We start from the raw sequence: 24,470 nt of genomic DNA, 5'->3' as shown, positions 1-24,470 counted from the left end.
GGCTGGTGAATGCACTTCGGGCGCGCCGATCCGAGACAGCGCGACCGAGAGATCAACCAGGCCGGCGAATTGCTCGATCGACGACCCCACGGGACTCCCGCCGACTCGATGGGCTGCAGCCGCGGTCACCTCACCCGAACGGGGTCTGCGGACGCTGCTGCAGTTCACCGTCGAGGTAGATATCGACCTTCTCGTTGTAGAAGCAGGCCAGCCCCGCGACCTTCTGGCTCTCCGGGGTGGGGGTGCGATAGATCCACACCGGGTCGGGATGCTCGGTGTCCCCCACCCGGACGTTCCAGTAGTCGGCGTTGCCCTTGTACGGGCAGCTGGTGTGGGTGTCGGACGGGCTCAGCAGGTCCATGCGGATATCGGTGAGCGGGAGGTAGTACCGGGCGGGGAGGCCGGTTTCGAACAGGATCCGGGGTGAGTGCGAGTCCGCGACCGTGACGCCGTCGATCTCCACCCGGATATGCCGCGAACTCGCGAGGATATCGACGCGCGAGTACGGATTGCGCGGATGCACGTAGACCGGTTCGTCCTCCTCGAACCATTCGTCCATGGCGTTCCAGTCCAGCCGGACCAGATCGGCGATACCGGGTACGGGCGACTGCGGGTATCGCAGCGCGGCGCCGGGCGCGGTGACGCCGTCCACCACGACGTCGTAGCCGGTGCCTTCGCCGAGGCGGGCCGAGCCGCGGGTGGCGCCGGTCGGTTCGAGTTTCGCGTGCAGATCGGCCACCGGTATGTAGTAGGCGGGATAGTAGGGGTTCTCCCACACCAGGGCGGGGCGCAGGGTGTCGGCCACCAGCCGGCCGCCCAGATAGACCCGCACCCGCTTCTGGCTCGTTTCGACCCGGACCTCGTCTCGCTGCGCTTCGGTCATATCTCCGACGCTACGCCCGGCGCTGCGCGGCACCGGGAAAAGAGCGGGCCCCGCCTGTTGGCGGGACCCGCGCGCGACCTCTTGTGAAGGTCAGTCTCCGACCGTGACGGCCTGCGCCTCTTCGACACTGTGCGGGGCCGGGTCGTGGTCGTCTATATGGGCGAGAGCGCCGCGCCCGGCCAGCAGGACCAAGACGCCGACGGCGGTGCAGGCCGCACCCACCCAGAACGGGAGCGAGATGCTGTGCTCGCCGAGTTTGCCGGCCAGCCAGGGCGCCGCGGCGCCGCCGGAGAACCGGACGAAGCTGTAGGCGGCCGAGGCGGTCGACCGTTCCACCGGGGCGGAGATCATCACGGCCTCGGTGATGAGGGTGTTGTTCACACCGAGGAACAGACCCGCCAGGACCACACCGGCGATCAGCACCGGCTTGTGCTCGGCGAACATCGCCATCACGGCGAGATCGGCGGCGAACAGCCCGACCGCCACCGCGATCATCGGCAGGGTGCCGAAGCGGTGCTGCAGTTTCGGGGCGAAGAACACCGAGGCGACGGCCAGCAGGATGCCCCAGCCGCAGAAGATGAACCCGATCGCGTAGGTGCCCATATCCAGCGGGAACGGGGTGTAGGCGAGCAGAGTGAAGAAGCCGAAGTTGTACAGCAGCGCGGTGATGCTCACGACCAGCAGGCCGCGGTGGCGCAGCGCCTTGAACGGGGCGGCCAGCGACGTCGGTTTCGCGGCCTTCGGTCCTTCCGGTAGCAGCACGACGATGGCGATGAACGCGATGGCCATCAGCACCGAGACACCGAAGAAGGGACCACGCCAGCTGATTCCGCCGAGCAGGCCACCCAGCAGCGGGCCGGTGGCGATACCGATTCCCAGCGCCGCCTCGTAGAGGATGATGGCGCGGGCGACCCCGCCGCTGGCGGCGCCGACGATGGTGGCCAGCGCGGTCGCGATGAACAGCGCGTTACCCAGGCCCCAGCCGGCGCGGAATCCGACGATCTGCCCGACCGTCCCCGAACAACCCGCGAGCGCCGCGAACACGATGATCAGCGCCAGGCCGGCGAGCAGCGTCTTCTTGGCGCCGAACCGGCTGGAGACGACGCCGGTGACCAGCATGGCGACGCCGGTGACGAGCATATAGCTGGTGAACAGCAGCGATACCTGCGAAGGCGAGGCGTTCAGCTGTTCACCGATGGGTTTGAGGATCGGGTCGACCAGGCCGATGCCCATGAACGCGATAACGCTCGCGAAGGCTACGGCCCAGACCGCTTTCGGCTGCCCGGTCGATGTGCTGTGTTTTTCTGACGCGCTCATACCGTTCGGCGCGGCGGCCGTCCTGGTCGTGATGCTCATCGGTGTTTCCTCGGTTGCGGTTGGTCCCCGGCCGTCTCCCGGATCGCCGCCAGCAGTTCGCGCAGGTCGGCGGCCATACCGGCCAGCCTTTCGGCATCGAAACCCGGAAGCGGGCCGGTCAGCGCGTCGCGCATGGCCGCCCGGGAAGCGGCTAGCCGGTCGTGCCCGGCCGGGGTGAGTTCGACGACGACGGCCCGCGAATCGTCCGGATCCCGGCGGCGGGATGCGTATCCCTGCCCGACCAGCCGGGCGATCAGTGCTGTCGCCGTGGGTTGTGAGGTCCGGTCGAGGCGGGCGAATTCGCTGACGCGCAGCGAACCGTGCTCCTCGAGAACGGCCAATGCGCGCACGGTGGCGCGCGGGAGGTCGTCGGGACTGGAAGCGCCCGCCGATCGGGTGAGCCGGCCCGCGGTGACCAGCAGGTCGACGACGATGTCGCCTGTTCGGGTCATCGCGTCCGGCTGCACTCCGATATTATTGCATAGGCTAACTATCTATTTCCAGGGCCGTCCGCTGGGATACCGGCCACATGCCGGAGCTGCGCGAGGAAACCGGCCCGGTCGTCGCCACGGACCACGTAGTGACAGGCCGCGAGCCGCACGATCGCCGCGGCCACGATATCGGCGTCCGGCCCCTCGATCATCGGCCGGATGAGCGCGCGCATATCCGGCATCACCCGGGTCAGCTCCCCCAGGACGTGATCGGGTTCCACATCGACCAGCCGCCCCAGCGAATACGACTCCTGATGCTCGACCATGTAGCGCAGTGCCGCGTCGAGCCGGGCCGCGCCGGTGAGCCCCTCGGTCGCCGCGGCGAAGGCGTCCTGGGTGTTCTGCTGCTCGTAGCGGCCGAAGGCGGTGAGCAGTTCCTCTTTGGAGGAGAAGAACCGGTACAGCGTCGGGCGGGACACCTTCGCCTCGGCCGCGACATCGGACAGGCTGAGTTTGCTGTGCCCGTGCCGGCTCAGCACCTCGAAGGTCGCGCGCAGGATCCGCGTGCGGGTCGACCCGTTCGAGTTCGCATCCGATGACATTTACATCCTTTACACTTTTTGTAAGTTGTGTAACACTCTACCCAGTACCGCTCCGGTCGGTCCGATAGCCTGTTTCAGCTGGTGGAGCCGCATATTCGCACGCTGCCACCGAATGGTACGGACAGCTCGACGCGGCACGTACCATCCAGCTCCAGCAGCATCGAGGTGAGTCCGATGACGGACACCTACATATCGGGCGACGAGATCGAGTTCGACCCGTTCTCCGACGAATTCTTTCGCGATCCGCACGAAATCTACCGCCGCCTGCGCGCCGAGGCGCCCGCCTACTTCAACCCCCGGTACGGCCTGTGGGCCCTGTCCCGCTACGCGGACGTCGCCCCCGGGATGAAGGACTTCGAAACCTTCTCCTCGGCCGAGGGCATCACCCTGGATATGGTCCTGGACCCCGAGCAGGCCAAACCCGAGATCCCGATGATCATCATGATGGATCCGCCGGATCACACCAGAATGCGCAACCTGGTGCGCAAGGTGTTCACACCTCGCGCGATCGCCGCCCTGGAACCGATGGTCCGGGAGATCATCGAAACGTTCGTCCGGCGGATACCGGCGGGCGGGTTCGATGTGGTGGCCGATTTCTCCAACCACTTCCCGATCGAGGTGATCAGCACCATGCTCGGCGTCCCGGCGAAGGACCGGGCGTGGCTGCGGGAACTGCACGCCCTCCCCCTCGAACGCAGCCCCGGGCAGACCGGGATGCGGCCCGAGGCCAAAGAGGCCATGCAGCAGGCCGGGCGGTACTACTTCCAGCTCATCATGGAACGCCGGGCGCATCCGCGCGACGATATGATCTCGCGCCTCATCGAGGCCGAGGTGGATCGCGGCGACGGGGTGAGCACCACCCTGAGCGATATCGAGATCGCCGGATTCATCTCGCTACTCGGTGGCGCGGGCGCGGAAACGGTGGCCAAGCTGATCGGAATCGCCACGGTGCTGTTCGCCGACCATCCCGACCAGTGGCAGGCCCTGCGCACCGACCGTTCCCGGATCCCCGGCGCCTTCGAGGAAGTGCTGCGCTACGACGGCCCGGTCCAGTACGACCTGCGCTACACCCTGCGCGACGTCGACCTGCACGACCGCACCATCCCGCAGGGCAGTCACGTCCTGATGCTGCTCGCCTCGGCCACCCGCGACGAACAGGCCTTCCCCGACGCCGGCCGATTCGATATCGACCGACCACATTCCGGCCACAACCTCGGCTTCGGCTACGGCATCCACAGCTGCCTCGGCGCCGCCCTGGCCCGCCTCGAGGGCAAGATCGCGCTGGACGCACTCCTCGACGTGATGCCCGAATTCACCCTGGACCGCGAAGGTTTGCGCCGAGCAACGGTCACCAATGTCGCAGGCTGGGCCAACGTCCCAATACAAATCGGCTGAGCCGCCGCCGAACCTTCAGCGAGTCCCACAAAGGTTCGGCCCGCGTCGGCTGTCGGCCCTCGAAGCGCATGCGGCGCAGCCGCGAGTCTCGAGGGCTGACAGCCGACGCTCAGGAGGGCCGAACCTCGAGCAGCGGAGCTGCTCCAACATTTCAGCTTATTCGCTCGATGATGGTGGCGTTGGCTGTGCCGCCGCCCTCGCAGATGGTGAGCAGGCCGTAGCGGCCGTTGATGCGCTCCAGTTCGTTGAGGAGGGTGGCGAAGAGTTTCGCGCCGGTTGCGCCGAGGGGGTGGCCCAGTGCGATGGCGCCGCCGTTCACGTTCACCTTCTCCGGGTCGGCGCCGGTCTCCTTCAGCCAGGCCAGCACCACCGGGGCGAAGGCCTCGTTGATCTCGACCACGTCGATATCGTCCATGGTCAGACCGGTCTTCTCCAGCGCCCACCTGGTGGCCGGGATCGGCGCGGTGAGCATGTAGAGCGGGTCGGCGCCGCGGGCGCTGACATGGATGATGCGGGCGCGCGGTTTCAGGCCGTATTCCTGGACCGCCCAGTCCGACGCGAGCAGGGTCGCGCTGGCGCCGTCGGAGATCTGCGAGGCCACCGCGGCGGTCAGCGGGCTGCCCTCTTCCAGGGCGGGCAGCGAGGCCATCTTCTCCAGGCTGGTCTCGCGCGGGCCCTGATCGATCCAGAAATCCCCGACCGGGACGATTTCCTTGTCGAACCGGCCGGCCTTGATGGCCGCGCGGGCGCGCTCGTGGCTGCGCAGCGCCCAGCGCTCCATTTCCTCGCGGCTGATCCCCCATTTCTCGGCGATCATCTGCGCGCCCCGGAACTGCGACACCTCGGCGGTGCCGTAGCGGTGATCCCAGCCCTTGGCGCCCACGAACGGCGAATCGAAGCCGTATTCCTTACCGGCGATCATGGCCGCGGAGATCGGGATGGCGCTCATGTTCTGCACACCGCCGGCCACGATGACCTCGGCGGTACCGCTCATGATCGCCTGGGCGCCGAAATTGATGGCCTGCTGGCTGGATCCGCACTGGCGGTCCACGGTGACGCCGGGGACCTCTTCGGGGTAGCCGGCGGCCAGCCACATGGTGCGGCCGATATTGCCGGCCTGCGGGCCGACATTGTCGACGCAGCCGACGATCACATCGTCGACGTGGGCCGGATCGACGGGGTTGCGTCCGAGCAGGCCCTGCAGCGCGGCCGCGCCGAGATCCGCCGGATGGACCTCGGCCAGTGCGCCGTTGCGCTTACCGACCGGGGTGCGCACCGCGTCGATCACATAGGCCTCACGCAGCGGTGCGTAGGGGCGGCGGGCAGCAGTTGCCATGGGAATCTCTCCTAATGGGTGTGGCCCGGCACGGTGAGCCCGTCGAGCACGATGGTGAGGTACTGCTTGGCGAGGGTGTCCACGGTGACCGATCCGCCACCGGGCCGGTACCAGCGCACGGCGACCCAGACGGTGTCGCGCAGGAAGCGGTAGGCCATATCGACGTCGAGTTCGGGCCGGAAACTGCCGTCGGCGACGCCGCTGGTCAGCACGCGGCGCCACAGGTCCCGGAACTCGCGGTTGTAGTCGTTGATGTAGTCGAAGCGCGGCACGGTCTGCAGCCGTTTGGCCTCGGACTGATAGATCGCGACGGCGGCGTGGGAGCGGTCGAACGATTCGTAGGAGGCCAGCACCAGGGCTTCGAGGGTGGCGCGTGAGTTCAGGCCGGCGGCCACGATCTCGCGGTACCGTCCGAACAGTTCGTCCAGGAAACCGCGCAGGATCTCGTCCACCATGCCCTCTTTGGAGGAGAAGTGGTGGTAGAGACTGCCGGAGAGGATACCGGCGGCGTCGGCGATATCACGCACCGTGGTCGCGCGCACGCCCCGATCGGCGAACAGTTCGGCCGCCAGGTCGAGGAGTTCGGTTCGCCGGGCCGATTTCGTGGAGTCGGGTGCGGTCACCCCGCCATGATACAACCAAGCATTTGCTTGGTCTATGGTGGCCGAAACGAAACGGGCCCAGGGTTTCCGGCTCCCCCCTCCTATCGGAGCCGGACCCCACCGGGCCCGAATCACGGAAGCGGCGCGGCCGCACTACTTCCGATCTGTTGGACGCTTGCCCGCCGGAACGGGTTCCACCGACTGCGAACCTTCTCGCGCCGGACAGCCGGGCGACTCGGCGGGAGCACCCGGGACGCGACGGTATATTGCCGCGCATGACGACGCCTTTCCCGCAGCGGCAGTGGGGTTCTCCGGACGGTCTGCCGGCCCGTGCGGCGAGCGCTCTCGCCGCCACGAAGGTGGGGTCCCGTGTCATCCGCGCCCTCACGCCGCTGGATCGCCGGTTGCTGGAACGCACCGGCGCCAGATACACCGTGCTCGGGCCGGTCGGAGTCCCGGTGATCCTGCTGACCACCACCGGCCGCCGGTCCGGACAGCCGCGGACCCAGCCGCTGCTGTGCGTGCACGACGGTGCCACCCTGTACATCGTCGGCAGCAATTTCGGCCAGGCGCACCATCCGGCCTGGACTGCCAATCTGCTCGCGAACCCGGGCGCCACCGTCGCCATCGCGGGCGAACGTATTCCGGTGACGGCCGCGCTCGTGGAGGGCGCGGCCGCCGACGCGGTCTTCCAGCGTTTCGTCGATATCACCGGCGCCTACGCGGCGTACCGCACCCGGACCGACCGGAATCTGCGTATCTTCGCGCTGACCCGGGCCTGAGGCGCGGCTACGCGCGCTGACTGCTGATCGACACCACTTCGCCGGTCAGGTAGGTCGTGTAGTCGCTGGCCAGCATCGCGATGGTGGCCGCGACCTCCCACGGTTCGGCCGCGCGGCCGAACGCCTCCCGCTCCGAGAGCCGGTCGAGCAGTTCGGAGGAACTGGTCTTGTCGAGGAAGGCGTGCCGGGCGATGCTGGGCGATACCGCGTTGATCCGGACCCCGAGTTCGGCCGCCTCGACCGCGCTGCACCTGGTCAGCGCCATCACGCCCGCCTTGGCCGCGGCATAGTGGGCCTGCCCGTACTGGGCCCGCCAGCCCAGCACACTGGCGTTGTTGACGATCACGCCGCCGTGCTCGGCGTCCCGGAAGTAGTTGAGCGCGGCCCGGGTGCAGCGGAAGGTGCCGTTGAGAGTGATGTCGAGGACCTTGTCCCACTGTTCGTCGGTCATATCGACCACGGGGGTCTCGCCGCCGAGACCGGCGTTGTTGACGAAGATCTCGACCCCGCCCAGCGCCGCGGCGGATCCGCGCACGAGTTCGTCGACCTGCCGGGTGCTGGTGACATCGCAGACGATGGCATGCACCTTACGGTCGGCGAACTCCTCCGACAGTTCGGCGCGGGTCGCCTCCAGACGCCGTTCGTGCCAGTCCGACACCACCACGTCGGCGCCTTCGGCCAGCAGCCGGCGGGCGGTCGCGGAGCCGATCCCGGTCCCGGCGGCCGCGGTGACCACGGCCCGGCGGCCGGCGAGGAGTCCGTGCCCGGGGGTCTGCTGCGGCGCGACCGACAGCGGCCCGCTCACTGCCGGGCCTCGCGGGGAAGTCCGAGCACCCGCTCGGAGATGATGTTGCGCTGCACTTCGTTCGAACCTCCGTAGATCGTATCGGCGCGGGTGAACAGGTACAGCCGCTGCCATTCGTCGAGATCGCCGTCCGCGGCGACCAGGCCGGCGGCACCGCGCACCGCCATGGCCAGTTCACCGAGACCGCGATGCCAGTTGGCCCAGAGCAGTTTGCCCACCGAGGCCTGACCGCCGTCGTCGGCGGTTTCGGCCATGGTGCGCATGGCGTGCGCCCGCAACACTCGCAGACCCACCCAGGCCCGGTCGATCTTGTCCACCAGCAGCGGGTCGTCGAGTGCGCCCGATTCCCGGGCCAGCTCCTCGATGGCGGCCAGTTCCCGGGCGAAGCGGATCTGCTGGCCGAGGGTGGAGATACCGCGTTCCACGTTGAGAGTGCCCATGGCGACCCGCCAGCCGTCGCCGGGTTCGCCGACCACCAGGTCGGCGTCTGTGCGAGCGTTGTCGAAGAACACCTCGTTGAATTCGGAGGTGCCGGTGAGCTGGATGATCGGGCGCACCTCGATACCGGGCTGATCCATCGGCACCAGCAGGTACGAAAGACCTTTATGGCGTTTGGAACCGGGTTCGGTGCGGCAGACCGCGAAACACCAGTCGGCCACATGGGCCAGCGAGGTCCAGATCTTCTGCCCGTTGATCGACCACTGCTCGCCGTCGAGGCGCGCCGAGGTGGATACCGCCGCGAGGTCGGACCCGGCGCCCGGTTCGGAGTAGCCCTGGCACCACAGTTCGGTGACGGTGCGGATACCCGGCAGGAAGCGGTCGCGCTGGGCGTCGGTACCGAAGGCGAGCAGGGTCGGGCCGAGCAGTTCCTCACCCACATGGGAGACCCGCGCGGGCGCGTTCGCCTTGGCGTACTCCTCGTGGAAGATGATCTGCTGGGCGACGCTCGCGCCGCGGCCGCCGTATTCGACCGGCCAGCCCAGGCAGGTCCAGCCGGCCGCGGCCAGGGCGCGGTCCCATTCCAGGCGTTCGTCGAACGCCTCGTGCTCACGGCCGGGACCACCGAGTCCGCGCAAATCGCGGAACTCACCGCCCAGCTGTTCGTCGAGCCAGCCCCGGACCCGGGCGGCGAACTCGCCGTCGCTCAGGTCCGCGACGCTGGTCCGTTCGGCGGTAACGCGCGCCCCGGCGGCCGGATCGGCCGATTGCCGTCCGCCGTCGCGACCGGTACCGGATTCTGAGGTCTGGATAGCACCCACGCCGGTAGGATAACCTACCAAGCACTTGCTTTGTAGACCGCAACTCGCAGACCGCGCACCGCCCACGGCCGCACGACATCGAGGACACCCGTGACAACCCCTGCGCACACACCGCCGACGGACCGCACCACTCCCCTGGCGTTGCATGCCGCCGCACAGACCTACGGCACCGCCCCGGCGCTGGCCGACGGTCCCGTGCGGCTCGACTGGAACCAGCTGCTCGAACAGGTTCAGGACGTGGCGCGCGCGCTGCTCGCCCGCGGTGTGCGGACCGGCGACCGGATCGCCATCTGGTCACCCAACACCCACCACTGGGTGCTCGCCGCGCTCGGCACGCACTACGTGGGCGCGACGCTGGTCCCGCTCAACACTCGCTACGTCGCCGGCGAGGTGGTGGACGTACTGCGGCGGGTGGACGCGAAGGCACTGTTCATCGCGGGCACCTTCCTCAAGCGCGACCGCCTCGCCGAACTCCGCGCGGCCGCTCCCGACCTGGGTATCGATACCGTCGTCGTGCTCCCGGTGGAGGGCGTCGAGGAACCGGTGGACGACGCGCTGAACTGGTCGGACTTCCTCCAGATCGGCGCCGAGATCCCCCGGGAACAGGCCCGGGAACGGGCGGAATCGATCGATCCCGGGGAACTGTCGGACATCCTGTTCACCTCCGGCACCACCGGCCGCAGCAAAGGTGTGCTGATCGCGCACCGGCAGACCCTGTCCGCGGTCCGCGGCTGGACCGAATGCGCGACCCTGAACAGCGACGACAACTACCTGATCGTCAACCCGTTCTTCCACAGTTTCGGCTACAAGGCCGGGATCATCGCCTGCCTGCTCACCGGGGCGACCATGGTGCCGCAGATCGTCTTCGACGTGCCCACCACGATGCGGCTCATCGACCAGGAGAAGATCACCGTCCTGCCCGGCCCGCCCACCATCTACCAGTCGATCCTGGACTTCCCGGACCGCGGCGAATACCGGCTCGACGGCCTGCGGGTGGCGATCACCGGGGCCGCGCCGGTACCGGTGGTCCTGGTCGAACGGATGCGTTCGGAACTGGATTTCGACGTCGTCCTCACGGCCTACGGCCTCTCGGAGTCCACCGGTTTCGGCACCATGTGCCGGGCCGACGATCCCGCCGAGACGATCTCGGCCTCCAGCGGCCGCCCGATGGCCGGATTCGAACTGAAGCTCAGCGATGCCGGTGAAGTCCTGCTGCGCGGGCCGAACGTGATGCTCGGGTACCTGGACGATCCGGAGAGCACGGCGAAGACCATCGACCCGGACGGATGGCTGCACACCGGCGATATCGGCGAGATCGACGACAAGGGCTACCTGAAGATCACCGACCGGCTCAAGGATATGTACGTCAGCGGTGGTTTCAACGTCTACCCGGCCGAGATCGAACAGGCACTGGCCCGGCTGGACGGCGTCGCCACCTCCGCGGTGATCGGCGTTCCGGACGACCGCATGGGCGAGGTCGGCAAGGCCTTCGTCGTACGCAAACCGGGCGCCACGCTCACCAAGGACCAGGTGTTCTCGCACGCGACCCGCGCGCTGGCCAACTTCAAGGTGCCGCGTTTCGTCGAGTTCCGCGACGAGCTGCCCTACAACGCGGGCGGCAAGGTGCTCAAACGTCAGCTACGTGAGGAGAATTCGTGATGACCGAGAACGGGGCCGACAGCGCCGGCGGGAGTGTCCCGTACGAGCCGGATGTGGTGACCTACGAGCGCCGGGGCGCGATCGCGGTGGTCACTCTCAACCGGCCCGACTACCGCAACGCGCAGAACTCCGTGATGACCTACGCGATCGACGCCGCGTTCGAGCGGGCGGTGGAGGATCCCGAGGTCAAGGTCATCGTGCTGGCCGGAAACGGTAAGCATTTCAGCGCCGGGCACGACCTGGGCACCCCGGGCCGCGACCATCATGTGAAGTACCCGAACAAGGCCGCGCTGTGGTGGGACCATGTGGACCGCCCCGGCGGTGACCAGCGCTTCGCCCGTGAGACCGAGGTCTACCTGGGAATGTGCCGCCGCTGGCGGGAGATCCCGAAACCGACCGTCGCCATGGTGCAGGGCGCCTGTATCGCCGGCGGGCTCATGCTGGCCTGGGTCTGCGACATGATCATCGCCTCCGACGACGCGTTCTTCTCCGATCCGGTGGTCCGTATGGGCATCCCCGGGGTCGAGTACTTCGCCCATCCGTGGGTGATGGGTCCGCGCGCCGCCAAGGAATTCCTGTTCACCGGTGACCGTTTCGGCGCGGCGCAGGCCAAGGAGTGGGGCATGGTGAACCGGGTCGTCCCGCGCGACGAACTGGAAACCGAGACCATGGCGGTGGCGGAGAAGATCGCGGCCATGCCGCAGTTCGGGCTGGCCCTGACGAAGAAAGCGGTCAACCAGGCCGAGGACCTCATGGGTATGCGCACCGGTATGGATTCGGTGTTCGGCCTGCACCATTTCGCCCACGCCCACAATGCCGAGGTGGGCGCCGATTCCCTGGGCGGGATGAACGCCAAATCGATGAAGGCGAGCGCGAGTTCGGCCGACAAGAACGACGGGAAAGCCTGAATGGATCTCGATCTCGACGACAGCACCCGGGAATTCCAGCGGGAAGTCCGCGAATTCCTGGCCGCGAACAAACCCGCCGCACCGCTGCCCTCCATGGACACCGCGCAGGGTTTCGAAGCGCACCGCGAATGGGAACGCACCCTCGCCGACGCCCGGCTCTCGGTCGTGTCCTGGGACCGGGAATACGGCGGCCGCGAGGCCTCGCTGCTGGAATGGGTGCTCTTCGAACAGGAGTACTACGCGGCGGGCGCGCCCGGGCGGGTCAGCCAGAACGGAATCTTCCTGCTCGCCCCCACCCTCTTCGAGCACGGCACGCCCGAACAGCTCGCGCGGATCATGCCGCGGATGGCGCGGGCCGACGATATCTGGGCGCAGGCCTGGTCGGAACCGGAGGCCGGGAGCGATCTCGCCGGTATCCGCTCGACCGCCCGCCGCACCGACGGCGGCTGGGTGCTGAGCGGTCAGAAGACCTGGAGTTCGCGGGCGGCGTTCGCGGACTGGGCGTTCGGCCTGTTCCGCAGCGATCCGGAGGCCGAACGGCACCGCGGGCTCACCTACCTGATGTTCCCGCTCACCGCGGACGGCGTCACCGTGCGCCCGATCCCGCAGCTGGACGGCGAACCCGGTTTCGCGGAGATCTTCCTCGACGATGTGTTCGTCCCGGACAGCGATGTGATCGGCGCGCCGAACGAGGGCTGGCGGGTCGCGATGAGCACCTCCAGTAACGAACGCGGACTCTCGCTGCGCAGTCCCGGCCGGTTCAGCGCCACCGCGCAGCGGCTGGTGGACCTGTGGACCGAGCGCGGCGATACCGGTACCGCCGCCCGTGACGCCGTGGTGGACTCCTGGATCGGCAGCGAGGCCTACCGGCTGCACACCTTCGGTACCGTCACCCGGCTCGACGCAGGCGGCAAACTCGGCGCCGAATCGTCGATCACCAAAGTGTTCTGGTCCGAGCTGGATATCGCCATGCACGAAACCGCGCTCGATCTGCTGGGCGCGGAAGCCGAGGAGGAGAGCCGCTGGACCGACGGCTACCTCTTCTCGCTGTCCGGCCCGATCTACGCCGGGACCAACGAAATCCAACGCAATATCATCGCCGAGCGGCTCCTCGGCCTACCCAGGGGAGGCAGCCGATGAAGTTCGCGCTCAGCCCGGAGAATCAGGACTTCGGCGCCAGTATCCGCAAACTGTTCGAGTCCGGGAAGACGCCCGCCGCGGTGCGCGCGTGGAGCGGCGACGATCCGGCGGCCGGTCGCGCGCTGATCGACCAGCTCGCCGCCGCCGGCGCGTTCGGACTGACCATCGACGAGGAATACGGCGGCCTCGGGGCCGAACCGCTCGACCAGGTGGTCGCGTTCGTCGAGATCGGCCGCGCCGCGGCGCCGGGCCCGCTGGTCGAATCGGCGGCCGCGATTCCCGCGCTGCTGCAGGCGCTGGCCGGCGCCGATACGGAACCGGCCCGGCGCTGGCTGCCGGGTATCTCGGAGGGCACACTCACCGCGACCCTCGCGATCGCCGGTCGCGGCGGGCGCGCGCTCGCCGTGGACGCCGACCGCGTCGATCTCGTCCTGCTGGCCGACGGCGACCGGGTGAGCACCGGCCGTGTCGGCGAACGGGTCCGGTCGGTGGATCCGGCCCGCCGGCTGTTCGTGATCGAGGCGGACGAAACGGTCGCGCAGGGTCCGCAGGTGGCCGAGGCGATCGCGGCCGGGTTCGACGCCGCCGTCCTGGCGAACGCGGCCCAGTTGCTGGGCGCGGGCAAGGCACTACTCGACGCGTCCACCGACTACGTGAAACAGCGCAAACAGTTCGGGCGGCCGATCGGTGAGTACCAGGCGATCAAACAGAAGCTGGCGGACGTGTTCATCGGCCTGGATCTGGCCGAACCGCTGCTGCACCGGGCCGCGCTGACCACCGGCACCGCCAACCGCACCCGCGATGTGTCCGCCGCCGCCGTCGCCTGCGCGGACGCGGCCTACCGGGCCGCGCGCACCGGCCTGCAGGTACACGGCGCGATCGGCTACACCGCCGAATACGACCTGTCGTTGTGGCTGACCAGGGTCACCGCCCTGCGCACCGCCTGGGGCACCCCCGACCTGCACCGCGGCCGGGTGGCCGAGGCGTTGCGCGCGGGGACCGCGACGGATCCGTCCGGCGCGCTCACCTAGCGACTCCAGCGGGCAGCGGCGAGCACCGGACGGACGCGCTGCAACCGGTATCCGTCCGAGAAGACCTACGGGAGAAGAGATGATCAGCGAGGAACAGCAGGAGCTGGTGTCGGCGGTCCGGGGACTGCTCGCCAAACGGGACGCGCGGGCCGGTATCCGCAAGGCCATGGACACCGACCTGGGCTACGACCCGCAGCTGTGGGCGCAGCTCTGCGAACAGGTCGGAGTCGCCGCGCTGGCGATCCCCGAGGAGTTCGGCGGGTTCGGGGCGGGCCTGCCCGAAGCCCTGCTGGTGGTCGGGGAACTCGGCCGGACACTGGCCGATGTCCCGATGCTCGGCTCGGCGGTGCTGGGCGCGCAGGCGGTGCTGCTCTCCGGCGATACCGACGCCTGCGAACGGTTGCTGCCCGGGGTTGCCGAGGGCAGCGCCACCCTCGCCGTGTGCTGGGCCTCGGCCCGCGGCTGGGACGAGTTCGGTGTCCGCGCCGACGGCGACACCCTCGCGGGGTCCGCGCACTACGTGCTGGACGGGACGATCGCCGACACCCTGATCGTGGTCACCGAAACCGGCCTCTTCGAGGTGGATCCGGCCGCGGCCGGGGTCGAGCGCCGGAAGGTCGCGGCGATGGACCCCTCCCGGACCCTGTCCGAGATCACCTTCGCGGCGACCCCGGCCCGCCGGCTCGGCACCGGGGATCCGGGTCCGGTGGTCGAGCGACTCCGGCAGATCGCCTGGGCCGCGGTGGCCGCCGAACAGGTGGGCGCCGCCGAGTACTGCCTGGAGGCCACGGTCGAGTACACCAAGTCGCGGGTGCAGTTCGGCCGGGTCATCGGGAGCTTCCAGGCCCTCAAGCACCGGATGGCCGATATGTACGTCCTGGCCGAATCCGCCAAATCCACGGCCCTCACCGCCGCCATCGCGCTGGCCGAGGACAGCCCGACCGCCGCCGAGGATGTCTGGGTCGCCCGCAACCAGTGCTCGGAGGCGTTCACCACGATCACCGCCGAAACCATCCAGCTGCACGGGGGGATCGCCATCACCTGGGAACACGATGCCCATCTGTACTTCAAACGCGCCCACGGCGACGCGCAGCTGTTCGGTGTCCCCCGCCGGCCGCTGGTCGACCACTGACGGCGTAGGCGGTTCGGTTCAGCGCGTCGCGGCCGAGTCGACTGCCCCGGCTATTCGCCGGAAAACCGCGCCGGTAGGCGATTCGGGGCTCGCGCAGTACACGATGATCCGCTGATCGGTATCGGGTATGTCCAGTACCTGACATTCGAAGTCGAGCACACCGAACTCGGGATGGGACACCTGTTTACGGTGGGTGCGCCGGACAGCGACGTCCTGGGCGGCCCACAACTGCGCGAACCGCGGTGAGGTCCCGAGCAGTTCGGTCACCAGTCCGCTCACCGACGGGTTTCCCGGATAGCGTGCGTAGGTGGCGCGCAGATCCGCGACGGTGCTCCGGGCGAACGACAGGGTCTCTTCATCCTCCCAGCGCGGGTCGTCGGCGGCCTGCCGGAAAATCCACCGCACCATATTGCGTTCGGCCTCGGGCACGATGGCCAGATCGCCGATGAACGGCACGGCGCACCGGTTCCAGGCCAGCACCTCGTAACCGGCATCCACGATATAGGCGGGCAGCGGCACCAGACTGTCGACGACCGTGCGCACCGCCGAGGACACGACCCGGTTGGGGCCGATACTCCCCGGCGTCCGGTGCCCGGCCGTCCGGTAGAGGTAGTCACGTTCGTCGCCGGTCAGCATCAGGGCCCGGGCCAGAGCGCCGAGCACCTGCTCCGACGGCCGCGGTCCCCGGGCCTGCTCCATCCGGATGTAGTACTCGACCGAGATCCCCGCGAGCTGCGCGACCTCCTGCCGGCGCAGGCCCGGAGTCCGCCGCCGCGCGGTATCGGGCAGACCGACATCGCTCGGACGCAACTCACCGCGCCGGGCACGGAGGAAAGCGGCGAGATCGACGGCCTCGGTCATCACTCCATTCTGGGCCGTTCCGGCGTTCCCAGGGTGGTACAGCCGATACCACCTTCGGCCGGGCCTCCCGCTCCGGGACCGTCGATGAAACCGTCTGCTCATGACGACAATCGCCTTGATCACCGGAGCCAACAAGGGCATCGGATTCGAAACCGCCCGCCTGCTCGCCGAGCGGGGAGCCACGGTCCTGATCGGGGCCCGGAACTCCGGCCGGGGCCGGGCGGCCGCGGAGAAACTGGCCGCGGGCGGCGGCGACGCCCGCTTCGTTCCCCTGGACGTGACCGATGCCGATTCCATCGCCGACGCGGCGAGCCTGATCCGCACCGACTTCGGACGACTCGATGTTCTGGTGAACAACGCCGGTATACCGGGCCGCCTCGACGGTGACGGCACCCCGTCCGCGACCGCGCCGGACACGCTGCGGGAGGTATTCGAGACCAATGTGTTCGGACCCGTAGCGGTGACGAACGCGATGCTGCCGCTGCTGCGCCGGGCCGCGGCCGCCCGGATCGTCAACACCTCGAGCGAGGTCGGGTCGATGGCCATGGCCGCCGATCCGGCCGGCCCGCTCTGGCCGATGGCAGCCATCACCTACCCCACCTCGAAGACCGCGCTGACGATGATCACCCTGATGTACGCGAAGGAACTGCGTGACACCCCGATCAAGGTGAACGCGGCCAACCCCGGCTACTGCGCCACGGATTTCAACGGCAACACCGGTTTCCGCACCGCGGCCCAGGGCGCCGAACCGGTCGTACACCTGGCGACGCTTCCCGCCGACGGACCGACGGGACAGTTCTGGGGCTATCGCTGGGGTGCCGAGGACTCGGAGTACGGCCCGCTGCCGTGGTGAGAACCGCACGGGCGCAAAGCCGGACCCCGCCGCGACCACTCGGGTCCCACGAGTGGCCACGCCCGACCGCGTTCGCTCCGTCCGCTATCGGATCCGCATGATGCCGGTGATCGTGCCCTGCCAGAGTTCGCCGTTCGCGGTGGTGAGACCGGCCATCTGGAGGGTATCGGCGACGATCGTGGCCGACATCGGGCGTTTCGCCTTCACCTCGCCGGTGGCGGCGTCGATCACGCCGTAGGCGTAGCCGTCGAGCGGGGTGGTGAGCCCCAGACCGAGCCGGATGACGGTGTAGATATTGCCGTCGGCGACCGACAGTTTGGGAACCGCGGCGCTGCGCACCTTGTTGTCCCACACCGTATGGCAGCCCTGCTCGTCGATATCGACGCGGGTCATACCGCCGGTGAAGGGCGCGACGGTCGGTTCCGCCGGGCCCGCGTCGTCGGGCACCGTGGGATACGGATATCCGTAGGTGCCGGCCACGAATACCGAGCGGCCGATGCCGATGGGCGAGTTCTCGCTGCCCGGACCACCCTGGGCCAGGACGGGACGGTCGCAGACCAATTCACCGGTGCCCGAGCGGTATACCAGCAGGTGCACCCGGTCGGCGGCGTTGTCCACGATGGTCACGTACTCGGTGCCGTCACCGGGGCCGAAATACGTCGGGGTCGAGCCGGTGCCCCAGCTCAGCTGCCCGGGTTTGCGCGCCGGTCCGCGATCGTAGGGAGCGCGCCAGAGGACCTGTGGCGCACCGGAATCAGCGGCGCGCAGTTCGTACAGGGCGTGGGTCGTCGCCACCGCGACACCGCCGGGCGCGGAGGAGATACTGTTCGCCACCCGCTCGCCCGCCGGTAGCGGATGGGTGGCCACGGCCCCGCCGGGCGCGACCGTGCCGACCAGCCCGGCCCCGGTCGCGAACCAGACATTGCCCGCCCAGTCGGGCACGAGTCCGGTGACGGCGTCTCCGGCCGGGATGGCGCCGGTCAGATCGGTGGACTCGTCGACGACCAGGCTCCATGCCCCGTCGTGATCCGCGGTGTGCCCGATCCGCAGCAGCCTGCGCTCCCCGTCGACCACCACCAGCCGGTTCTCGTTGTCGAGATAGGCGTAGACACCGCCCAGCAGGCTGCCCTTGGTGAGACCCAGCTTCGCCGCGGGCGCGCCGAGCGGACCTTTCGCCGGGTCGAACAAGTACACCGTGGGCGCCCGGTCGACGATGGCCGTGCACAGCGCGACGACCATCCCGTCCGACCCCTGCAGGATGGTCGGGCAGGCCGCGGCCAGCGGATCGCCGGACGGCGTGACCCAGCCGGTCCCCGGGCCGGCCAGTGGTGTGACGTCGGAGGAGCCGGCATCGCCGTGCATGGTCGCGGAACCCAGGGGTCCCAGATACGGATTCGCGGGACCCAGCGGACCCCAGCCGGGTGCGGCGCCGGAGGGAATCGCGTTCAGCACGAGGACGGCGGCGAGCGCCGGCAGCACTCGACCGGCCGACGAGAGGAAACCCATGGCGGGATGGTACTGGAACACGTTGCAGTACAAGCCCCGATCACCCGGGTTCGGCGGCGAGCGCCGGCGCCCGGAAAAAGGATTGCGCCACCGCCGGGCTCCGTGCCAGAGTGGCGGCAACAGCGAGTCGTGAAGGAGGTGGAGAACGTGACGGTCGCCCGGATTGCCGTGGCGCGGCGAACCACACCGGTTCGTACCGCCCCGTCGTTCTCCCTCTCGAACTCCACTCGCTGAGCCCGCCGGGCTCGGCGCCCGACGAAGGAATTCCTCCTCTCATGGTCGACTTCGACCCTCTCGTTCCCTACGGCTGGACAGCGTCCGTGGCCGCGCGGTATCTCCCCCACCTCGAGGCCGGGTGTGTACCCGCCCGCATCGTCCGGATGGATCGCGGCGAATGCGATGTGGTGACCCCCACCGGCCCCGCCCGGGCCACCTGCCCGCGCGCGGATTCCGCGGTGAGCGGACTGTGCACCGGCGACTGGGTGAGCCTGGACGCGCGATCGCAGGTCCGGGCCCTGCTACCGCGCCGGTCGGCGATCACCCGGTCGTCGGCCTCGGGCCGTTCCGAAAGCCAGATACTGGCGGCCAATGTCGACACCGTGCTCATCTGCACGGCCGCCGACGGTGATGTCGACCTCGGCCGGATCGAGCGCATGCTCGCACTGGTCTGGGAAGGCGGGGCCCAGCCGGTTGTCGTCCTCACCAAGGCCGATGCCGCGGAGCACCTGCCGCTCGACGAGGTCCGCGCGGTGGCACCGGGGGCCACGGTCCTCGCGGTCAGCGCGGAGACCGGCGCCGGCCTGGAGGTGCTGACGGCGGTCCTGGACGGCACCGTCGCCCTGCTCGGCCCCTCGGGCGCGGGTAAATCCACGCTGGCGAACGCTCTGCTGGGTGCGGATATCTTCGCGACGAACCAGGTGCGCGCGGCCGACGGAAAAGGTCGTCACACCACGGTGCACCGGGAACTGCGCCCGCTACCCGGCGGCGGCACCCTCATCGACACCCCCGGCCTGCGCGGGGTCGGGGTGTGGGATGCCGCGGAAGGTATCGGCCGGACGTTCAGCGATATCACCGACCTCGCGGCCCGCTGCCGGTTCGGCGACTGCTCGCACGACTCCGAACCGGGTTGCGCGGTACGCGAAGCGGTCGACGCGGAGATGATCTCCGCCCGCCGCCTCGACAACTACCGCAAACTGGCCCGGGAGAACGCGTGGATGGAAGCCCGCACGGATAAGCGCCTGCGGGCCGAACGCGAAAAGGTCTGGCGCGGTATCGCCAAGGAACAGCGTCGCATGTACCGGGACCGCGGCACCCGCCGCTGACCGGAGACCGGCTCGGCGAGCGAGTCCATGAGCACCCACCGGCCCCTGGTGTCAGACTGCGAGGATCGGCACTTCGTATTTCTGGCACCAGGGGTCTCTGGTCGCCAGCACCATACCTTCGACACCCGCCTGGGCGATCAGCATGCGATCGAAGGGATCGCGATGGATCAATGGAAGGCGGCCGGCGGCTATGGCATGCCGACCACTGATCGACAGGGCAGTGAAGCCGCTGTCGCGGACTCGCTCCGGAAGGTCGGGAGGCCCGCTCAACTTGCCGCCTGCGTGTTTGATCGTGACCTCCCATACCGTGGCGGCGCTGACGAAGACATCGGGGTCGTGGTCGAGCCGATCCTTGATGTCGTCCGAGAGATTCGGGTCGTCGGCCAGCCACCACAACACCACATGGGTGTCCAGCAACAAGCTCATCGCGAGATCCCGAAGTCGTCGGCTATCACGTTGTTGGTCTCTTCCGAATCCCAATCGGTTCCCATTGTCAGCATGCCCTGCAGCGACCCCCGGCCGGTGCGATCGGCCCGCCGGACCAGTGGCACCACCTTGGCCACCGGTTGCCCGGCACGGCTGATCACTATCTCCTCACCGCGCTCGACTCGTTCCACGATGCGCGAGAGATTCGTCTTCGCCTCGTGGATGTTGAATTGCTCCGCCGCGTTGCCTGACATCTCAGCCTCCTTAGCTAAGATGTTAGTCCATATCGCGTCGCAGGTCACCGAGCAGACGGAACGCGAATCGACCCCGGCCACCGGGCCGGGGTCGATTCGCAGGCATACGCGCCGAGCGCGGGTGGACGGGATCACTCCGGCACTTCGAGGACTCCCTCGTCGACCGCCCATTTGATGGTTTTCTGGAGGCGTTCGCAGGTATCGGGACGACCGGGCCGATAGCCGTTCGCGCTCAATTCCGCGAAGACCGGACACTGGTCGGCCGGGTTACCGGTCCACTGCACCGAGGTCTGCCGGGAACTGCTCTTGCGAACCAGCACCTCGGCATGGCAGGCCTGACACCGCAGCGGCGTCAGGCCGCCCTCCAGGTAACGCTCCTTGTCCACGACCGTCTGGGCCCGCACCGCGTCCCGCCGGGCGGGCTGGTCGGCGAAGTCGGGTGCTTTCGCCCAGCTGGTCATATCAGACTCCTGCCTCCGCCTGGTCGGCGTCCGCTTCTTCTTCGCGCTTGCGCCGCAGGTTCTCTTCGACCTCGGCTTCCCACGCTTCGTTCGCCTTCGTGGTGTCGACCTCGAATTCGAACCGCTGGGTCATCTTCTCCGTCACCTCGGCGACGTCGACGTAGAACTGGTCGTACCAGCGACGCAGCTGGTAGACCGGGCCGTCCTCCTCGGTGAGGAGCGGGTTCTCGACCTTGGATTTATGCTTCCAGATCTCGACGTCCTGCAGGAATCCGTCGCCGAAGAAATCGGCCATGGTCCGGGCCAGGTTCTGCGCGGTCGCGTCGTCGAGACCCTTGGGCTTCTCGACGGTCAGGCCCCACTGCAGCATGAACGAATCCTGCGTCACCGGATAGTGGCAGTTGATCAGCTGCACCTTGATCTCGTAGCCGCCGTAGCTGTTGATGAGCGGGTTGATCATGTACGACGGGCCGAAGTAGGACGCCTCCGACTTCAGCAGCTGCTCACCGGCGTACTTGGCCCCGGCACCGACATCCGGCCGACCCTTGGTCTCCAGGAATTGAGTGGCGACATGGCCCTCGAAAACGTTCTTGAAGTAGGTGGGGAAGGCGAAGTGGATATAGAAGAAATGCGCCATATCCACGACGTTGTCGATGATCTCGCGGCAGTTCGCGCCCTCGATCAGCAGGTTGTTCCAGGTCCACTCGGTCCAGCCGCTGTCCAGTTCCTCCACCGGGTTGCCGTCGGCGTCGGTGTAGGGGCCCTCGATATGCGGGATGGTGACTTCGGACGGCGGCTCGTTGCGCTCGTGGTCGTGCCAGACGAAGAACTGGCCGTTGCGTTCGAGGGTCGTCCACCGCCGCGTCTTCGCCAGCGGGGGCACCCGCCGGGCGTAGGGGATGGACGTGCATTTACCGTTCGCGCCCCAGCGCCAATCGTGGAACGGGCAGGCGATATCGTCGCCCTTCACCTCGCCCATGCTGAGGTCGCCGCCCATATGGCGGCAGTACGCGTCGAGCACGTGCAACTCGCCCGCGCTGTCCTCCCAGACCACGAGCTTGGTCCCGAACGCTTTCACCGAATGCGGTTTGCCATCCCGGAAGTTCTGCGCCAGCCCCAGGCAATGCCATCCGCGCGCGTACCGGGTGGGAGCCGAACCGACGTCCAGCTCCCGAACCTTGCCGCCGCCGCTGGGCGGGGTTACTGCCATCGCGATTCCTCCTCCTGCTGTACTAGAACACGTTACAAAACTGGCGTCCCGAGCGCCAGCGATTCGCGCCACATCCAGCACATGTCCCATAACGGCCGGACACCGACACCGGTTCTCGACATGAACAAGAACGTGTTCTAGTCTCAGAAGTAAATTCTGCCCACGAGCAGATCACCATTGGTTAGTAAACGACCAGGCAGGAGCAGGGCCGGAGATGACGCGAGAAGTGACCGAACGGGTCGAAGCGCTGTTGCCCACGCTGCGCGCCCGCGCACAGGAAGCCGAAGATCTTCGGCAGATCCCCGAGGAGTCCATCAAGGACCTGCAGGAAGCCGGGTTCTTCCGGTTGCTGCAGCCCAAGCAGTGGGGCGGCCTGGCCGCCGACCCCGTGGTCTTCTACGACACCGTCCGCAAGATCGCCAGCGCCTGCGGTTCCACCGGCTGGGTGGCCGGCATCATCGGCGTCCACAACTGGCATCTGGCCCTGTTCGGCCAGCAGGCCCAGGACGAGGTGTGGGGCGACAACACCGATGTCCGGATCTCCTCCTCCTACGCCCCGATGGGCGCCGGCACCGTGGTCGACGGTGGTTACCAGGTCAGCGGGTCGTGGGCGTGGTCGTCGGGCTCCGGCCACGCCGACTGGACCTTCGTCGGCGGACCGGTGATCAAGAACGGCAAGCCGGTCGACTTCGGCAGCTTCCTCATCCCTCGCTCGGAATACGAGATCGACGATGTCTGGAACGTGGTCGGCCTGCGCGGCACCGGCTCCAACACCCTGGTGGTCAAGGACGTGTTCGTGCCCACGCACCGCTTCCTCAGCTACAAGACCATGAACGATCTGGCCTCCCCCGGCCTGGAGAACAACACCGACCCGGTGTACAAGATGCCGTGGGGCACCATCCACCCCACCACCATCTCCGCCCCCATCGTCGGTATGGCCTACGGCGCGTACGAGGCGCACGTCGAGCACCAGGGCAAGCGGCTGCGCGCGGCCTACGCGGGCGAGAAGGCCAAGGAGGATCCGTTCACCAAGGTGCGGATCGCGGAGGCCTCCAGCGATATCGACGCGGCCTGGCGGCAGCTGTCGGGCAATGTGGCAGACGAGTACGCCCTGCTGCTCGAGGGTAAGGAGATCCCCTTCGACCTGCGCGTGCGCGCCCGGCGCGACCAGGTCCGCGCGACCGGCCGGGCCATTGCCTCGATCGACAAGCTGTTCGAGAGCTCGGGCGCGACCGCCCTGGTCAACGGCACTCCGCTGCAGCGTTTCTGGCGTGACGCGCACGCCGGCCGGGTGCACGCCTCCAACGATCCCGAGCGGGCCTACGTCATGTACGGCACCCACGAGTTCGGTCTCCCGGTCTCCGACGGGATGGTGTGATGACCTCGACCGCCGAACTCACCTACGAGTCCACCTCGAAGTTCGCGCAGGTGCGGCCGGACCTGAAACTGCACTACCACGAGGCCGGGGTCGGCAACGGCCCCACCATCGTGCTGCTGCACGGCGGCGGTCCGGGTGCCTCGTCGTGGTCGAACTTCTCCCGCAATATCCCGGTGCTGGCCCGCGACTTCCATGTGATCGCGGTCGACCAGCCCGGGTACGGGCAGTCGGACAAGCCGACCGAACATCCGCAGTACTTCGTGCACAGTTCGTCGGCGCTGAAGGATCTGCTCGACACCCTGGACATCACCGGCCGCGTCCACCTGCTCGGCAACTCGCTCGGCGGCGGGGCCGCTGTGCGGTTCGCGCTCGACTACCCCGACCGCGCCGGGAAGCTGATCCTGATGGGGCCGGGCGGGCTGAGCAGCAATCTCTTCGCTCCCGACCCCACCGAGGGCGTCAAACTGCTGGGCAAGTTCAACTACGAACCCACCCGGGAGAACCTCGAGGCGTTCCTGCGGATCATGGTGTTCGACCAGTCCCTGGTGACCCCGGAACTGATCGAGGAACGGTTCGCCTCCGCGAGCACCCCCGAGGCGCTCGCCGCGACCCGCGCCATGGGCAAATCCTTCGCGAGCGCCGATTTCGAGAAGGGCATGCTCTGGCGCGACGCCTACAAGCTGCGCCAGCCGGTCCTGCTGATCTGGGGTCGCGAGGACCGGGTGAACCCGCTCGACGGCGCGCTGATCGCGCTGAAGAACATCCCCCGCGCCCAGTTGCACGTTTTCGGTGGCTGTGGACACTGGGCGCAGCTGGAGAAGTTCGCCGAATTCAACCGGCTCGCAATAGATTTCCTGCTCGGCGTCAAGGAGAAATGA

At 68.3% G+C, this 24,470-nt stretch carries 25 protein-coding genes; 11 read left to right on the top strand and 14 right to left on the bottom strand.

What is annotated here, in order from left to right; genetic code table 11:
* Positions 1–130: 130 nt before the first annotated feature.
* From ACZ6SF_RS30425 to ACZ6SF_RS30410, 4 genes are all read right to left on the bottom strand, one after another.
* Positions 131–883, bottom strand: a complete 753-nt coding sequence (locus ACZ6SF_RS30425) for a DUF427 domain-containing protein (RefSeq protein WP_466066775.1) — start codon at positions 881–883, stop codon at positions 131–133.
* 90 nt (positions 884–973) lie between these two features.
* Positions 974–2,239, bottom strand: a complete 1,266-nt coding sequence (locus tag ACZ6SF_RS30420) for an MFS transporter (protein ID WP_466066774.1) — start codon at positions 2,237–2,239, stop codon at positions 974–976.
* Positions 2,236–2,691 (bottom strand): MarR family winged helix-turn-helix transcriptional regulator, encoded by a 456-nt coding sequence (locus tag ACZ6SF_RS30415; RefSeq protein ID WP_466066772.1) that lies wholly within the window; start codon positions 2,689–2,691, stop codon positions 2,236–2,238. The genes ACZ6SF_RS30420 and ACZ6SF_RS30415 overlap by 4 nt, the downstream gene beginning before the upstream one ends.
* A 38-nt stretch (positions 2,692–2,729) precedes the next feature.
* Positions 2,730–3,272, bottom strand: a complete 543-nt coding sequence (locus ACZ6SF_RS30410) for a TetR/AcrR family transcriptional regulator (RefSeq protein ID WP_466066770.1) — start codon at positions 3,270–3,272, stop codon at positions 2,730–2,732.
* Between the two features lie 174 nt (positions 3,273–3,446).
* Here ACZ6SF_RS30410 and ACZ6SF_RS30405 point away from each other — a divergent pair, with 174 nt between their 5' ends.
* Complete coding sequence (locus ACZ6SF_RS30405) at positions 3,447–4,667, top strand: cytochrome P450 (RefSeq protein WP_466066768.1); 1,221 nt, start codon at positions 3,447–3,449, stop codon at positions 4,665–4,667.
* Positions 4,668–4,818: 151 nt separating this feature from the next.
* Here ACZ6SF_RS30405 and ACZ6SF_RS30400 read toward each other — a convergent pair whose 3' ends face one another.
* Both ACZ6SF_RS30400 and ACZ6SF_RS30395 read right to left on the bottom strand, forming a co-directional pair.
* A complete protein-coding gene (locus ACZ6SF_RS30400) occupies positions 4,819–5,970 on the bottom strand; it encodes an acetyl-CoA C-acetyltransferase (RefSeq protein ID WP_466066941.1) in 1,152 nt (383 codons plus the stop codon).
* Positions 5,971–6,014: 44 nt separating this feature from the next.
* Positions 6,015–6,626, bottom strand: a complete 612-nt coding sequence (locus ACZ6SF_RS30395) for a TetR/AcrR family transcriptional regulator (RefSeq protein WP_466066766.1) — start codon at positions 6,624–6,626, stop codon at positions 6,015–6,017.
* A 254-nt stretch (positions 6,627–6,880) separates the two neighbouring features.
* On the opposite strand from ACZ6SF_RS30395, the gene ACZ6SF_RS30390 reads away from it, so the two are divergent.
* Positions 6,881–7,387: a nitroreductase family deazaflavin-dependent oxidoreductase gene (locus tag ACZ6SF_RS30390; RefSeq protein WP_450003608.1), complete on the top strand. Its 507-nt coding sequence runs from the start codon at positions 6,881–6,883 to the stop codon at positions 7,385–7,387.
* 7 nt (positions 7,388–7,394) lie between these two features.
* Here the strand turns inward: ACZ6SF_RS30390 and ACZ6SF_RS30385 are convergent, their stop codons facing one another.
* Both ACZ6SF_RS30385 and ACZ6SF_RS30380 read right to left on the bottom strand, forming a co-directional pair.
* Positions 7,395–8,192 carry an SDR family oxidoreductase gene (locus tag ACZ6SF_RS30385; protein ID WP_466066764.1) on the bottom strand — a complete coding sequence of 266 codons (798 nt, stop codon included), beginning with the start codon at positions 8,190–8,192 and terminating at the stop codon, positions 7,395–7,397.
* The gene (locus ACZ6SF_RS30380) at positions 8,189–9,340 is read right to left on the bottom strand and encodes an acyl-CoA dehydrogenase family protein (RefSeq protein WP_466066940.1); all 1,152 of its coding nucleotides are present in this window, start codon (positions 9,338–9,340) and stop codon (positions 8,189–8,191) included. Before ACZ6SF_RS30380 ends, ACZ6SF_RS30385 begins: the two co-directional genes overlap by 4 nt.
* Positions 9,341–9,541: 201 nt before the next feature.
* Here ACZ6SF_RS30380 and ACZ6SF_RS30375 point away from each other — a divergent pair, with 201 nt between their 5' ends.
* The 5 genes from ACZ6SF_RS30375 to ACZ6SF_RS30355 all read left to right on the top strand — a co-directional run bounded on the left by ACZ6SF_RS30375 (position 9,542) and on the right by ACZ6SF_RS30355 (position 15,321).
* Positions 9,542–11,110: a FadD3 family acyl-CoA ligase gene (locus tag ACZ6SF_RS30375; RefSeq protein WP_466066762.1), complete on the top strand. Its 1,569-nt coding sequence runs from the start codon at positions 9,542–9,544 to the stop codon at positions 11,108–11,110.
* Positions 11,110–12,018, top strand: coding sequence for an enoyl-CoA hydratase (locus ACZ6SF_RS30370; protein WP_466066760.1), 909 nt, complete (start codon positions 11,110–11,112; stop codon positions 12,016–12,018). Before ACZ6SF_RS30375 ends, ACZ6SF_RS30370 begins: the two co-directional genes overlap by 1 nt.
* On the top strand, positions 12,019–13,158 hold the full coding sequence (locus ACZ6SF_RS30365) for an acyl-CoA dehydrogenase family protein (protein WP_466066758.1): 1,140 nt from the start codon (positions 12,019–12,021) through the stop codon (positions 13,156–13,158). It abuts the gene before it with no gap.
* Positions 13,155–14,189 carry an acyl-CoA dehydrogenase family protein gene (locus ACZ6SF_RS30360; protein ID WP_466066756.1) on the top strand — a complete coding sequence of 345 codons (1,035 nt, stop codon included), beginning with the start codon at positions 13,155–13,157 and terminating at the stop codon, positions 14,187–14,189. Before ACZ6SF_RS30365 ends, ACZ6SF_RS30360 begins: the two co-directional genes overlap by 4 nt.
* Before the next feature lie 79 nt (positions 14,190–14,268).
* Positions 14,269–15,321 carry an acyl-CoA dehydrogenase family protein gene (locus ACZ6SF_RS30355; protein ID WP_466066755.1) on the top strand — a complete coding sequence of 351 codons (1,053 nt, stop codon included), beginning with the start codon at positions 14,269–14,271 and terminating at the stop codon, positions 15,319–15,321.
* An 18-nt stretch (positions 15,322–15,339) separates the two neighbouring features.
* Here the strand turns inward: ACZ6SF_RS30355 and ACZ6SF_RS30350 are convergent, their stop codons facing one another.
* Positions 15,340–16,182, bottom strand: a complete 843-nt coding sequence (locus tag ACZ6SF_RS30350; protein WP_466066753.1) for a helix-turn-helix transcriptional regulator — start codon at positions 16,180–16,182, stop codon at positions 15,340–15,342.
* A gap of 100 nt (positions 16,183–16,282) precedes the next feature.
* On the opposite strand from ACZ6SF_RS30350, the gene ACZ6SF_RS30345 reads away from it, so the two are divergent.
* Positions 16,283–17,035: an SDR family oxidoreductase gene (locus ACZ6SF_RS30345; protein ID WP_466066751.1), complete on the top strand. Its 753-nt coding sequence runs from the start codon at positions 16,283–16,285 to the stop codon at positions 17,033–17,035.
* A gap of 84 nt (positions 17,036–17,119) precedes the next feature.
* Here ACZ6SF_RS30345 and ACZ6SF_RS30340 read toward each other — a convergent pair whose 3' ends face one another.
* On the bottom strand, positions 17,120–18,541 hold the full coding sequence (locus ACZ6SF_RS30340; RefSeq protein ID WP_466066749.1) for a hypothetical protein: 1,422 nt from the start codon (positions 18,539–18,541) through the stop codon (positions 17,120–17,122).
* Positions 18,542–18,816: 275 nt separating this feature from the next.
* Between ACZ6SF_RS30340 and rsgA the strand changes: the two genes are divergently transcribed.
* Positions 18,817–19,863 (top strand): ribosome small subunit-dependent GTPase A, encoded by a 1,047-nt coding sequence (gene rsgA / locus ACZ6SF_RS30335; RefSeq protein WP_466066747.1) that lies wholly within the window; start codon positions 18,817–18,819, stop codon positions 19,861–19,863.
* A 51-nt stretch (positions 19,864–19,914) separates the two neighbouring features.
* Here rsgA and ACZ6SF_RS30330 read toward each other — a convergent pair whose 3' ends face one another.
* The 4 genes from ACZ6SF_RS30330 to ACZ6SF_RS30315 all read right to left on the bottom strand — a co-directional run bounded on the left by ACZ6SF_RS30330 (position 19,915) and on the right by ACZ6SF_RS30315 (position 22,214).
* Positions 19,915–20,289 (bottom strand): type II toxin-antitoxin system VapC family toxin, encoded by a 375-nt coding sequence (locus tag ACZ6SF_RS30330; protein WP_450000723.1) that lies wholly within the window; start codon positions 20,287–20,289, stop codon positions 19,915–19,917.
* Positions 20,286–20,543, bottom strand: a complete 258-nt coding sequence (locus tag ACZ6SF_RS30325) for a type II toxin-antitoxin system Phd/YefM family antitoxin (RefSeq protein ID WP_466066744.1) — start codon at positions 20,541–20,543, stop codon at positions 20,286–20,288. Before ACZ6SF_RS30325 ends, ACZ6SF_RS30330 begins: the two co-directional genes overlap by 4 nt.
* A gap of 131 nt (positions 20,544–20,674) precedes the next feature.
* Positions 20,675–21,004 carry a hypothetical protein gene (locus ACZ6SF_RS30320; protein ID WP_466066742.1) on the bottom strand — a complete coding sequence of 110 codons (330 nt, stop codon included), beginning with the start codon at positions 21,002–21,004 and terminating at the stop codon, positions 20,675–20,677.
* Between the two features lies 1 nt (position 21,005).
* On the bottom strand, positions 21,006–22,214 hold the full coding sequence (locus ACZ6SF_RS30315) for a Rieske 2Fe-2S domain-containing protein (RefSeq protein WP_466066740.1): 1,209 nt from the start codon (positions 22,212–22,214) through the stop codon (positions 21,006–21,008).
* Positions 22,215–22,428: 214 nt separating this feature from the next.
* On the opposite strand from ACZ6SF_RS30315, the gene hsaA reads away from it, so the two are divergent.
* Together hsaA and hsaD are read left to right on the top strand one after the other, a co-directional pair.
* Positions 22,429–23,592, top strand: a complete 1,164-nt coding sequence (hsaA, locus tag ACZ6SF_RS30310; RefSeq protein WP_450003544.1) for a 3-hydroxy-9,10-secoandrosta-1,3,5(10)-triene-9,17-dione monooxygenase oxygenase subunit — start codon at positions 22,429–22,431, stop codon at positions 23,590–23,592.
* Positions 23,592–24,470: a 4,5:9,10-diseco-3-hydroxy-5,9,17-trioxoandrosta-1(10),2-diene-4-oate hydrolase gene (gene hsaD, locus ACZ6SF_RS30305; protein WP_450003542.1), complete on the top strand. Its 879-nt coding sequence runs from the start codon at positions 23,592–23,594 to the stop codon at positions 24,468–24,470. The genes hsaA and hsaD overlap by 1 nt, the downstream gene beginning before the upstream one ends.

Source organism: Nocardia sp. NPDC049935 (genome assembly GCF_055586645.1).
Note: the sequence above shows the minus strand (reverse complement) of the source record. Positions and strands in the feature narration are given on the sequence as shown.